The 12,418-nt window shown below is 31.1% G+C and carries 11 protein-coding genes and 1 pseudogene; all 12 read right to left on the bottom strand.

The window, feature by feature from the left end:
* Positions 1-17: 17 nt before the first annotated feature.
* Positions 18-872, bottom strand: a complete 855-nt coding sequence (locus tag GMC_RS0111255) for a hypothetical protein (protein WP_040472524.1) — start codon at positions 870-872, stop codon at positions 18-20.
* 1 nt (position 873) lies between these two features.
* The gene (locus GMC_RS0111250; protein ID WP_040472523.1) at positions 874-2,094 is read right to left on the bottom strand and encodes a glycosyltransferase; all 1,221 of its coding nucleotides are present in this window, start codon (positions 2,092-2,094) and stop codon (positions 874-876) included.
* A 28-nt stretch (positions 2,095-2,122) separates the two neighbouring features.
* Entirely contained in the window at positions 2,123-3,553 is a 1,431-nt protein-coding gene (locus tag GMC_RS0111245; protein WP_010522220.1) for an MBOAT family O-acyltransferase, read from the bottom strand.
* Between the two features lies 1 nt (position 3,554).
* Positions 3,555-4,316, bottom strand: coding sequence for a glycosyltransferase family 32 protein (locus tag GMC_RS0111240; RefSeq protein WP_010522219.1), 762 nt, complete (start codon positions 4,314-4,316; stop codon positions 3,555-3,557).
* 2 nt (positions 4,317-4,318) lie between these two features.
* The gene (locus GMC_RS0111235) at positions 4,319-5,233 is read right to left on the bottom strand and encodes a glycosyltransferase family 2 protein (RefSeq protein ID WP_040472525.1); all 915 of its coding nucleotides are present in this window, start codon (positions 5,231-5,233) and stop codon (positions 4,319-4,321) included.
* 4 nt (positions 5,234-5,237) lie between these two features.
* Positions 5,238-5,813 (bottom strand): acyltransferase, encoded by a 576-nt coding sequence (locus GMC_RS0111230; protein ID WP_010522217.1) that lies wholly within the window; start codon positions 5,811-5,813, stop codon positions 5,238-5,240.
* 2 nt (positions 5,814-5,815) lie between these two features.
* Complete coding sequence (locus GMC_RS0111225; protein WP_010522216.1) at positions 5,816-7,306, bottom strand: lipopolysaccharide biosynthesis protein; 1,491 nt, start codon at positions 7,304-7,306, stop codon at positions 5,816-5,818.
* 38 nt (positions 7,307-7,344) lie between these two features.
* Positions 7,345-8,625, bottom strand: coding sequence for a nucleotide sugar dehydrogenase (locus tag GMC_RS0111220; protein WP_010522215.1), 1,281 nt, complete (start codon positions 8,623-8,625; stop codon positions 7,345-7,347).
* A 9-nt stretch (positions 8,626-8,634) separates the two neighbouring features.
* Complete coding sequence (locus GMC_RS0111215) at positions 8,635-9,633, bottom strand: SDR family oxidoreductase (RefSeq protein ID WP_010522214.1); 999 nt, start codon at positions 9,631-9,633, stop codon at positions 8,635-8,637.
* A gap of 226 nt (positions 9,634-9,859) precedes the next feature.
* Positions 9,860-10,291 (bottom strand): annotated as a pseudogene (gene tnpA / locus GMC_RS21290) (IS200/IS605 family transposase).
* A gap of 186 nt (positions 10,292-10,477) precedes the next feature.
* Complete coding sequence (locus tag GMC_RS19805; protein WP_010520425.1) at positions 10,478-11,863, bottom strand: T9SS type A sorting domain-containing protein; 1,386 nt, start codon at positions 11,861-11,863, stop codon at positions 10,478-10,480.
* A gap of 94 nt (positions 11,864-11,957) precedes the next feature.
* On the bottom strand, positions 11,958-12,254 hold the full coding sequence (locus GMC_RS0111205) for a hypothetical protein (protein ID WP_010520426.1): 297 nt from the start codon (positions 12,252-12,254) through the stop codon (positions 11,958-11,960).
* Positions 12,255-12,418: the final 164 nt, after the last annotated feature.

Raw genomic sequence — 12,418 nt, 5'->3', positions numbered from 1 at the left:
TACTCCATCAAATTTATTTATATGATGACCATCATAAGTTTTATATTTTTTAAATTACTTTGCGTGAAATTGAAATAATGAATGTTATTTGATTCAGAAATTTCATACATAAACTTATCAAAGTCTTTAAAAAAAGTTTTTTCTAAATTGAGCATTTCCTCATCAATTGGAGTCCTTACAATAGCAATCTCTCCATATTTCTTTAGATTTTTCACCAATGTATCTAAACTTTTCATTCTATATTTTGAAACTTTATAATTTTTTATGAAACCATTAAAAATTTTCAATTGATTATTTTTCCAATCATTAAACACATTTTGATCGCTAGGCAAGTTTGTTTCCTCTAACCAACCATTTTTGTGTAATTTTGAACTTTTCCTAAAAACACCTTTGAAATGGAAAAAATTTAAATTTTTAATTAAATACTCAAAATTAGGGTTCATTGAAACATAATTCATATTATGAGGTGGCTGACCCAATTCTTTAAATTCTCCTTTATAATTATTATTTGTTTTTTTTGATCCAAACATCCATGGATTTAATGCTAAAATGAATAAACCATTGGTTGTTTTTTTATCTATCTTTTTTAATATACTTTTTCTGTAAAGTGGTCCTATATGGCTTTGTGCTATAGTAAAACTATAATTAAACATAGGCAAACTTATATTTTGATTAACTAAGTTTTGATTAATTACCTGCGGTTGTATCCCTTGTAAAGCCCTACTATCACCTATAATCATGGAAGAAGCCTTAGGAGATGTAAATTTCTCATAAAAATAATCGACATAACTTCCATAAAATAGCAGAATCATTGAAAATATTCCAACTACTACAGAAAAGAAAAGTAACGCTTTTAGTATAAATCTCTTCATTTCAAATTTTATTCAAATAAGTACTACACACATTTTCTAAATCAAACTTTTGCAACAATACTTTTCTGTTTTTTTGCAATGCTAATTTAAAAGAATCATCTGTTATCATTTTCTTCAACGCCTGGCTAAGCTGTTCTTCTTCTTTAAATACTTTTGATGATCGAGGGATACCTAATTCACCTTTAAATAAGTTAGGAGTTACAATTCCTGCCTCAACTTCTATATTATTTGTAGTTTCATTATAATCTTTTGTTGCCATTAATTCTATAATACCCTTAGTGCAATATGAAGAAACAACAGGTGTACCTATGGCTATAGACTCAACTATAACATTGGGTGTACCTTCATAGTGTGAACTCAATACTAAAACATTTGCAGCTTTCAAATATTTGTAAGGGTTTGATTTTCTACCTAAAAAGAAAACATTTTTTTCTAATTTCAGCTCCTTTACTTGCTTATGAATATAACTTATAACTGTTGCATCTCCATCACCTATAACTACTAAATTAGTTTCTGGCTGGTGTTTTACTAACAAACTAAAAGCTTTTATAAAGTGCCACGGCGACTTTTGAATTGATAATCTTCCTAAAAAAATGATCGTTTTTTTTGAAAAGAGTTTTTTTTCATTTGCATTTGTTATTGGCTCATTACTTAAATGAATTAGCTGATTAATATCATGAGGATTGTAAATTATTTGAATGTTTGAAAATTTATATCCACAATTTTCAATAATATCCATTTTGATTGCTTTACTGATACAAACAAGCTTATCTAAATTTTTATAGGTTGATTTATATCCCCATTTTGTGATTTTATGAAATGAAGTGGGGTGTTTAAACTCAATACTCTTTAAAGCATGTATGCTTCCTATTTTATATTCACTACTAAATGATACAGAACTAAACAAATTAGCCATATCTCCAAAAGCAATTGAATGCGTAACTTTATACTGTTTTATCAATTTCCTAATTAAAACAGGAGCTTTAAAATAAAATGAAAATCGTTCAAATCTTGACATAGCGGAAAAATCATAACCTTTAAAAAAAAGTTCATCCTCTCCAAAATTAATAATATCATTATCTAATTTTATAAATTTCAATGCTTTAATAGCATAACCTTTTGATTTATAAAAGTCATAAAAACTCAAAGCCAAACGCTCCATACCTCCAACACTACCATAAGGCATTATTAATAGTATTGATGTTTGATTTGTTGTGTTCATGTAAATTTTATTTTAATAGTATTTTAATTTAAAATTGAAAATAAATGAAAGATTCAGATTGCGCTCCAAAAAATAAAATCAAACAAAAAACAAAAATGTAAATCGACCAACGAACTGGCATAATCTTCAATTCACTAAGTTCTAATCCATGTTGTTTGCTTCGTTGAAACCACTCAATACATACCAAAACACCTATATATAAAAATGGTTTTACATCTACCATTGGTAAACTAACTAATGATGTAGTAAATATTCTTTTAATATAATTAATTGCTTCTGTAATGGTTGAGGCTCTAAAAAAAATCCATGCAAATATGGTTAACAAAAAAGTAGTACTTAATTGTAAAAATTCTTTAATATTAAAAATCAATTTCCCCTCAGCTACTACGTTAGTATTAATTCTATTTTTATTCGTTAGTAATAATGGTAAGAAATAAAGAGCATTTAAAAATCCCCAAATAACGAACGTCCAATTTGCTCCATGCCAAAAACCGCTAACTACAAAAATTATAAATGTATTCCGAATTTTCATTGCTGTGCCTCCTCTACTTCCTCCTAATGGAATATATACATAATCTCTAAACCAAGTTGATAAAGAGATATGCCAACGACGCCAAAATTCAGCTATATCTCTTGAAAAATAAGGAAAAGAAAAATTTTGCATTAAATTAAATCCAAATAACCTTGATGTCCCAATGGCGATATCTGAATATCCTGAAAAATCTCCATAAATTTGAAATGCAAAAAAAACAGCGCCAACTAATAGCGTACTAGAATTCATTTCATTGTAATTTTCAAAAATCTGATTAACTACTTTTGCACAATTATCAGCAACTACAATTTTTTTAAATAATCCCCATAAAATCTGCCTCAATCCATCCGAAGCTTTTTTATAACTGAACTCCCTTTTCTTATAAAATTGAGGAAGCAAATTAGTTGCGCGCTCAATAGGACCAGCAACCAGTTGTGGAAAAAAACTTACAAAAGCAAAAAAAGCAATGATATCTTTACATGGCTTCAACTGCTCTTTATATATATCAATTGTATAACTCATTGTTTGGAAGGTATAAAAGCTAATTCCAACTGGTAGTATTATATTTAATGTTAATGTATCTACTTCATAACCTAAAGAATTCAATCCATAAGATAAAGATGCTGAAAAAAAGTTAAAATATTTAAAAGCTCCTAAAAAGCCTAAATTAACCAACATACTTACAACCAACCATCTTTTTTTATTCCTTTTTGATGAAGATTTTTCAATAGCCAAACCGCAGTAATAATCTATAAAAGAACTAAAAATAATAAGTCCCAAAAATCTGTAATCCCACCAGCCGTAAAAAAGATAACTAGCAGCAAGTAATAGTGTATTTTGAGCAACTAACTTTTGATTTAAAACAAACCAATAAAGAAAAAAAACTGTTGGTAAAAAAATTAAGTATTCGAATGAGTTAAATAGCATACTACTTTTTCAGTTTTTTTAATCCTAAAATTTTAATTAAACCATTTATAGTATTTACGCCAAAAATTGACATCAATTTTCGTTTAACGTTAGGTAGGAATGTTCTCTTTTTAGGCATCCACGACATTGCAAAATGATGTACTGAATAGGTGTTTTCTGTTTTTTCAATGACACCTGTACCATGATTTTTTGCACAAAAATAATCCTCAGGAAACATATAAATTTTACTTATATTTTCATGTTGCTGCGCAGGCTGTATTTTTTCGGGAATAGTTTGCTCAAAAGTTCTCACCTTAGCTATTTGAGACATCATTATCCTTGGTAAAGTTAACGTGTCAAAACTACCATCCTGCTTTATAAATTCCCTCCCCTTGTAATAATTCAAACATTCTTTCAACCAATCAGCATTTTTTTCTGCACCAAAAACACCAGCTTCTATAACTCCTTCGCCTTCAGCTCCTATAAAATAAGGCCTATCTAACAAATTGTCGAAATTTTTTACAACTTCAATATCAGTATCTAAATATATTCCTCCATAATGATATACAGCATACAAACGTATAAAATCAGCTGCAAAAGCATATTTCTTACTTTCAAATGCTTGTTTTACCCAAATATTATCTTCTAATTTAAATCTATTAGTGTCCCAATGAATAAATTCATAATCAGGTAATTTCTCCTTCCAAGTATCCATGCATTTTTTAATTAAAGGTGGATATTCATCGGTACTAAGCCAACAAAAATGGATAATTTTTGGTATCATAACTAATGCTTATTTTTAATTTTAAAAATAAAATTTGGAATAAATGTTTTTAGAGTAAGCTTCACTATATTAAAATCACCTGTATAGTATTTTAGTGATTTCAGTATATTAACGAAACCTTTTACTTTTTGAATAACAGTTCCTTGACTAAGCGTATAAGCTTTTTTAAAATAAAATCGATGTAAAATAAATTTCCATTCTTTTTTTGAAAATAACTGTTTATGCTGAACTTCAAAATGATGCAAAACCTCTAATGCATATATTATTTTATTGCTAGTTGATAATGAAATACGAAAATCATTATGCTCAACCAAAGTTAGTAATTGCTTATTTAGAACACCTATTTTAAAGCCATTTTCCAAAAATTTGTAATGAAAAAATTTATCTTGAAATCTAGGAATTTCAGAAAATCCTTTTAGCTTTTCAAAAACATTCTTTTTAATTAATAACATTGAAGTGAATAAATTTCCATCTAAAATTGCTTCTTTCAAACTGATTCCTCGGGCTTCATTTTCTCTTGAAACTATTTCGTTTTTATTTTCATCAATGCGAAACATGGAACAGATACAAGCATCCAGAGTTTTGTTATTATTTAAAAAATTTACTTGTTCTTGAATTTTAATAGGCTCATAAAAATCATCATCATCCAAAAAAGCGATAAAATCTCCTTTTGCCGCATAAGCGCCTGTATTTCTTGCTGCGCAACCTCCTCTATTTTTTGTATGTGCTATATAAGTAATCAGTTTATTGCTCAAATAAGGCTCTAGAATTTTTTTTGTTGCAATTCTAAATTCGTCATTATTATTGTCATCAACAACAATGATTTCAATAGACTTATAAGTCTGATTAATTACACTATCAATAGCTATTGGCAAACGCAAACTTCGCTTGTATGTAGGGATTATTACTGATACCATAAAATCATAAGTTTGGATGTTGTTTAGCGAAATATGCATCTGTTGACATTGCTTTTTTCAGCAATTCAACATCTCTTTCTCCTAAAGTTCGTTGACCTTTACCTACAACAATTTCACCAACGCCAACATTTTTGGATACTGTTGTTCCCATACCAATTATAGCCCCATCTGATATGGAAACTCCAGGCAAAATATTTACATTTTGACCAATCCAAACGGCTTTACCTATACGTGTTTTTCTAGTATCATACGTATCATCGTAAGGCACTAATTCTTTTGATTTATAGCTATGGTTACCTGAATGGATACACACATTTCTACTAATTATAGTTCCATCATCGATTTCAACCCCTCCAATAGCCATAATAAAGCAATTGTCGCCTACGCGTACATGATTACCTACCTCTAAGTTCTCTGGATGGTAAATTGTGCCCCCTGCCTTAAAAACTACGTTTTCCCCTAATTTTTTAAATTGTTTTTTTTGTGAATTTATTACAAAATCATCAATTTCTTTTTTTAGGTAACCCCAATATAATGCTGCTATTTTTTTTGATATATATTTAAGTAGTTTTCTTTTCATAATTACCTCCTAAATTTCAAAAAAAGATTTTTTTCATATTCGTTTAACACGAAGAAATAAGTTAGGCTTAAATAAATAACTGCATATAACGAAGCTTTAATTAGAAAATACCCCCAATTGGCTTCAAACAATTGATTTATAAAATATCCTGAAACTAATGATATGATTAATACTATGGAAAGTTTTCCAAATGTTTCCTTGAAAAAGAATTTCATATCCAAATTCAATTCCTTATCAAAAAACCAATTCATTATAATTTGGGATATTACCCAAAAAATGGAATAACTCCACGTAATAGCCCAATACCCATAATATGGGGATAATAACGCTCCAATAATAATACCTAATGAAATGGTAATGAAATATACTTTTGCTTTAAATTTAAATTTACCTGAGGCTTCAATCAAGGAATTTGCAAAATTTTGTACCAATGGTAAAATATATGCCGTCATTATAACTGCTGTTATCATATAAGAGTCTTTATATGCAGCGCCTACCCACAATTCAATAAAATCTCTTCCAAAAAGTATGAATTCAGCCCAAATAAATAATAGTAAAAAGGTCAATATCCTACCAACTTTAACAAACATTGCTGTCAAATCCTTTCTCGTACTATTTGCCTCCACCATAAACGTAGCTTTAGGTAAAAAAACACTATTAATTGCGCCAGCAAACGCACCAAAATAACCACTTAATACAATTCCTATTGCAAATATAGCTACAGCTTCAGTGCTAATAGTAACTCCTAAAATCATTTGACCTGATTTCCAGAATAACTGCCCTATCATTGCAAAAACAAAAATCCAAACTGAATAACTGAAAATTGTACGGATCAATTCCTTATCAAAAGCCATTAATTTAATTTTGACTTTCATTACTTTTAACACATAAAACATATTTGCTAAAATAATAGCTATGTTTAAAAAAGTGTCAATGGCTACAATTGCTATTGACTTACCGCCGTAAAGCAAAATAGTTACTACTAATAATGACCGAACAATATATCTAACAATATTAATGATTCTAGGAAAAACAAATTTTTCATACCCACTACAAATACCTGTAAAAGCCTGACCTGGTAATGTAATTGTCATATTCAATACTAGTAATAGCATTAAAATTTTTGCTTTTTCAAGCTCAGTAGAAGTTAAAGAACTTCCAAAAATAAGTTCAATATTAAAATAAGCTATTGCTCCAATTAATAATACAACAAATGACATTATAGTATAAATAATAAATACTGTGGCCAAAAAATTCTTTTCCCCATCATGGTCATTATTAGCACGGTATTTGGCGACAAATCTTACAATAGTATTACTTAACCCAAAATCCAATAATGAAATATAGCCTACAAATGATCCCAAAAGGATGTACAAGCCATATTCAGATTGACCTAAACTTTTTATAATAAAAGGAGTTAAGAGTAATCCAACAATATTTGTCAAAAATATTGTTACGTAGGATAAAATAGCTCCTTTTTTTAATTGACTCAAATTTGATTGTTTTAATTAATATCTAATTCAATTATAAATTATAATCGTCCTTCAACTTCACCTTCCAAAATTCCTTTTACATCGTATAAAATTCCATTTGGCACGAGCAATGATTTTAAATCTAAATCAAGGTATTCTTTATGTGCTACTGTTAATACAATAGCATCAAATTTACGGTTTGGTAAAATGTTTGTAGTATCCAAATCATATTCTTGCTTCACCTCAGTAGTACTAGCCCAAGGATCATAAATAGTAACATTTGTACCAAAATCCATTAAGCTACTTATTACATCTACAGCTCTTGTATTTCGTACATCAGGACAATTCTCTTTAAAAGTTATTCCTAGCACTAAAACATTAGCTCCTTTTATTCGGATGTCGTGCTTTACCATTAGTTTTATAATCTCTGAAGACACATATTGTCCCATACTATCATTCAATCGACGTCCTGCTAAAATAATTTCTGGGTGATACCCAAATTCTTGAGCGCGTTGGGCTAAATAATAAGGGTCAACTCCTATGCAATGCCCCCCTACAAGTCCAGGCTTAAATGGCAAAAAATTCCACTTAGTACCAGCCGCTTCTAATACTGCGTGGGTATCAATATCCATTAAGTTAAAAATCTTAGCTAATTCATTTACAAAGGCAATGTTGATATCTCGTTGCGAATTTTCAATCACTTTAGCTGCTTCAGCCACCTTAATAGTTGGTGCTAGGTGAGTTCCCGCAGTAATTACCGATTTATACAAATCGTTCACTTTTTCACCAATTTCTGGTGTGGAGCCTGCGGTAACTTTTAAAATTTTGTCAACTGTATGTAATTTATCACCAGGATTTATCCTTTCGGGAGAATACCCTGCAAAAAAATCTTGATTAAATTTTAATCCGCTAACACGTTCTAAAACCGGAATACACTCTTCTTCAGTCACACCAGGATATACCGTAGATTCATAAATTACAATATCTCCTTTTTTGAGTACTTTACCCACAGTTTCACTTGACTTATATAAAGGAGTCAAATCGGGCCTGTTATTTTTATCCACCGGAGTGGGAACAGTGACAATATAATAAGTACAATCACTAATATCCTCTAATTTATTAGAACAGTACAACCCATTGGTATCATCTGCTGATGTTTTTAGCACAGCTTTTAAAACAGCAGCGTCTACCTCCAATGTGGTGTCATTTCCGGATTGCAATTCTTTGATTCTAGTTTCGTTTATATCGAAACCCACTACTGCATATTTGGTGGCAAATAATCTTGCCAAAGGTAATCCTACGTATCCTAAACCAATTATTGCTATTTTATTTGAAGTCATTACCGTAATTTACTTTAAATTTTCCCAATACCAATCCACCGCTTCTTTTAACCCTGCCTTTATATCAAATTTAGGGTTATATTTTAATAGCGTTTTAGCTTTATCCACTGAGGCCAATGAATGTGGAACATCACCTTTGCGCTCAGGTCCGTATTTAATTTCTACGTTAGCAATTTTAGCATCGTAAACAGCTAAATTTTCTTTTAATAAAGTAGTTAATTCATTTAAAGTGGTACGTTCTCCAAAGGCGGTATTATAAACATTATTTAATGCTGCTGAATTTTCAGAAACCATCGCCAACATATTCATTTGTATCACATTATCTATATAAGTGAAGTCTCTTGAATAAGATCCATCTCCATTGATTACTGGTGATTCGTGTTTCATTAGCTGCATCACAAATTTAGGAATTACAGCTGCATACGCACCATTAGGATCTTGTTTACGACCAAATACATTAAAATAGCGCAAACCGATGGTATCTAAATCATAGGTTTTTTTGAAATTATTGGCATATAATTCATTTACATATTTAGTGATAGCGTAAGGCGATAGCGGATTTCCTATTTTATCTTCTACCTTAGGCATACTTACCGAATCCCCGTAGGTAGAAGAACTTGCCGCGTAAATAAATCGTTTTATGTTGTTGTCCCTAGCCGCTACTAACATATTTAAAAATCCTCCAACATTAACATCATTTGAAGTAATCGGGTCATTAATTGATCTAGGGACAGATCCTAATGCGGCTTGATGTAAAATAAAATCAACTCCTTGACATGCTTTTTGACAATCATCCAAATTTCTAATATCTCCTTCGATAAATGTAAAATTTGGACTTTTCGTTAAAGGGGAAATATTTTTTTTATGTCCCGTGGCAAAATTATCAAACGCCACGACTTCACTACCTACATTTAGCAATGCTTCGCATAAATTTGACCCGATAAAACCTGCAGCTCCAGTGACCAGAATTTTTGATGATTTTAACAAGGCTAATTGTTCATTAGTCATAAATAGAGAGTATTATATATTATTAAACGCCATTTTTTTATGGCAGCGCTAAAGTATGCTTTAAATTGTAAGAAAACAACCCTTAAAAATTAATAAAACTTTAACTTATTTGTTTTTAAGATATTAGAAACTATTTTTTTGTAGGAAAACGATTTGCAATAAAAAAAATCAAAACTAAATGAACCACTATGGACTTGAAGTCCATAGTTTCCTTTACGACTGAAAGTCATTCTAATATAAAATTTGAACCATCATCATTAGGCTTTCGATGGTGCTCTAAATATTCATTAACCATCTCATCTGTAATATTTCCAGTACTCCAACAACCATTACCTATACCTCAGAAATGACGACCCCAATAACGCTTATTTAACTCTGGAAACTCTTGTTGTAATTTCCTAGAACTTCTTCCTTTTAATTTCTTAACCAAATCACTTATCGATAATGAAGGTCGGTATTCAACATGCATATGGACATGGTTCGTTGAGACAACTCCCTTTAGAATATTGACATCCTCTGATTAACAAATCTGTATCAAAATTGTACGACAACGCTGCTTTATATCTCCTTGCAATACTGAATATCTGTATTTTGTACTCCAAACTAAGTGAACTGTTAACCGACTTACGCTATGACCATTACTTCGTTGATAAGACATTATACGAAGATAAATTTTTAGAAGCTAAAAGCGAAATGCACTAAAGTACATAGTTTTAACTATTTTTAAGACCAATAAAAACCTTGTAATCAAATAATTATAATTAATTTTACTCAAAATAACCAATAAAAAACCACCTAAAAATAGGTGGTTTAAATATTTTGAAATTTTTATATTCCTCGGAAATTATTCAATCACAATTTGTTCAAAAGACTGTTTCTTTCCATCTTTATCTGTTATACTTAAAATGTAAACAGCTGGTTCTAAATTTTGAACATCGAAAGTTACACTTCCCGATTGGGAAATTGCAACAGTTTCAAGAACCTCTTGACCTGTTAAACTGTAGATTTTGATATCAAGATCTCCAGAAGCATTAGTTGTACTAATAGTTAAACTATCGCTCGCTGGTATAGGAAAAATTGTTACAGGTAATTCTGTATCAAATTCGTTTATTGATAATGTTGCACAATCTCCTCCAACAACTCTATTCACTGTTATAGGGTTTGATAGGTCAAAATTTCCTGTTAAATCTGTTCCAGCATTTGCATTAATAGCTGCTCCACCCAATGAACCATCATGGCGTAAGTACCATACTAAACATGTTCCAGCTCCTGCTCCATCAAAATCTACTGCCGTAAATGTTGGTGGTAAACCTAATATATTTAAGTCCTCATCAGTTACTACCCATGCAGATTCTGATCCTACACCTCCTTCGATAGTGATACCATCGGCTGGAATATTGTCCGCTACCCCATCCTCGACACAAAAATTAAATGGACCTCCACTCAAAACACCTGCATCCACTGTATTTCTTACCACTTCAATTGGATTTGAAAGATCAAAATTTCCTCCTAAATCAGTACCAGCATTTGCTCCCATAGCTGCACCAGTTAATGAGCCATCGTGACGTAAATACCATACTAAGCACGTTCCTAAACCAGCAGTATCAAAATTAACAGCCGAAAACGTTGGGGGCAATCCTAGTATATTTAGGTCTTCATCGGTCACTACCCATGCAGATTCTGCGCCTACACCACCTTCGATAGTGATACCATCTGCAGGAATATTATCCGCTACTCCATCACCAACTAAAAATTTAAAAGGACCGCCACTTAAAACACCGGCATCAACAGTCTTCCTTACTACCTCTATCGGGTTTGAAAGATCAAAATTCCCACCTAAATCAGTACCTGCATTTGCATTAATAGCTGCTCCTGTTAACGAACCATCGTGACGTAAGTACCATACTAAGCATGTTCCTAAACCTGCAGTATCAAAATTAACTGCCGAAAATGTTGATGGCAATCCTAATATATTTAAATCCTCATCGGTTACTACCCATGCTGATTCTGAACCTACACCCCCTGCTATCGTTATACCATCTGCAGGAATGTTATCTGCTACTCCATCACCAACAAAAAATTCAAATGGACCGCCCGTTAATATCCCGGCATCTACTAATGAAGCTTCCCACTGGGCTAATCCATTTTCAGTACCATCACCAATATAACTATAAACACCTGTATCGTCTATAAAATCGCCAGCTGTCCATACCCCTTTACTTTCAGCCAAACCCTCTCTTGCATTGCCATCTACTCGCCATTGTGCAAAATCTTCAATAGCATCTACTGATGAAAAGTTTGGAGCACTTTAAAAAGATAGACCACTACCAGCTTCCGGCATTTGGTAAGGCAATGTTACAGTTTTGATTTGCAGTTAAGTTTATACTTCCCGAAACTGGTGTTAAAGCACCTAATCTTTGGTAAGTTCCTGGACCAAGACAAAACCAATAGTCAATAAGATTTACAGGTTGGTCGCCAAAGTTGGTCACCGTTACCAAATTATTTTCGGGATCCACTTTAGTTAAACGAGGAATGGCTTGTGCAAAGGATAAGCTCATTCCACTTAAAAAGGTAGCAAAAAATAAAATTTTGAACCTCTTAGTGTGTAAAAAACGTTTCATAATTATACTATTTTACTAAACAAAACTTTTATTTGTTCAAAAATATAACCTATGACTTCAACACAATGTTAGCTAGCTAACATTAAAAATATAAATTTGTTAAATTATTTGTAATTTAACACTATAGTAAAAAAGTTATTTCTTTTTATACTTTGGTATTGGAC

Origin of the sequence: Aquimarina agarivorans, from assembly GCF_000218485.1 — a bacterium.
In the GTDB taxonomy this organism is placed as follows: domain Bacteria; phylum Bacteroidota; class Bacteroidia; order Flavobacteriales; family Flavobacteriaceae; genus Aquimarina; species Aquimarina agarivorans.
This window is presented reverse-complemented; position numbering and strand designations above follow the sequence as displayed.

Excerpts from the sequence above, each read along its gene's own strand:
- GMC_RS0111235 (WP_040472525.1), bottom strand. The coding sequence starts at position 5,233 with ATGGTATCAGTAATAATCCCTACATACAAGCGAAGTTTGCGTTTGCCA.
- GMC_RS0111230 (WP_010522217.1), bottom strand. The coding sequence starts at position 5,813 with ATGAAAAGAAAACTACTTAAATATATATCAAAAAAAATAGCAGCATTA.
- GMC_RS0111215 (WP_010522214.1), bottom strand. The coding sequence starts at position 9,633 with ATGACTAATGAACAATTAGCCTTGTTAAAATCATCAAAAATTCTGGTC.
- GMC_RS0111240 (WP_010522219.1), bottom strand. The coding sequence starts at position 4,316 with ATGATACCAAAAATTATCCATTTTTGTTGGCTTAGTACCGATGAATAT.
- GMC_RS0111245 (WP_010522220.1), bottom strand. The coding sequence starts at position 3,553 with ATGCTATTTAACTCATTCGAATACTTAATTTTTTTACCAACAGTTTTT.
- GMC_RS0111250 (WP_040472523.1), bottom strand. The coding sequence starts at position 2,094 with ATGAACACAACAAATCAAACATCAATACTATTAATAATGCCTTATGGT.
- GMC_RS0111255 (WP_040472524.1), bottom strand. The coding sequence starts at position 872 with ATGAAGAGATTTATACTAAAAGCGTTACTTTTCTTTTCTGTAGTAGTT.
- GMC_RS0111220 (WP_010522215.1), bottom strand. The coding sequence starts at position 8,625 with ATGACTTCAAATAAAATAGCAATAATTGGTTTAGGATACGTAGGATTA.
- GMC_RS0111205 (WP_010520426.1), bottom strand. The coding sequence starts at position 12,254 with ATGAAACGTTTTTTACACACTAAGAGGTTCAAAATTTTATTTTTTGCT.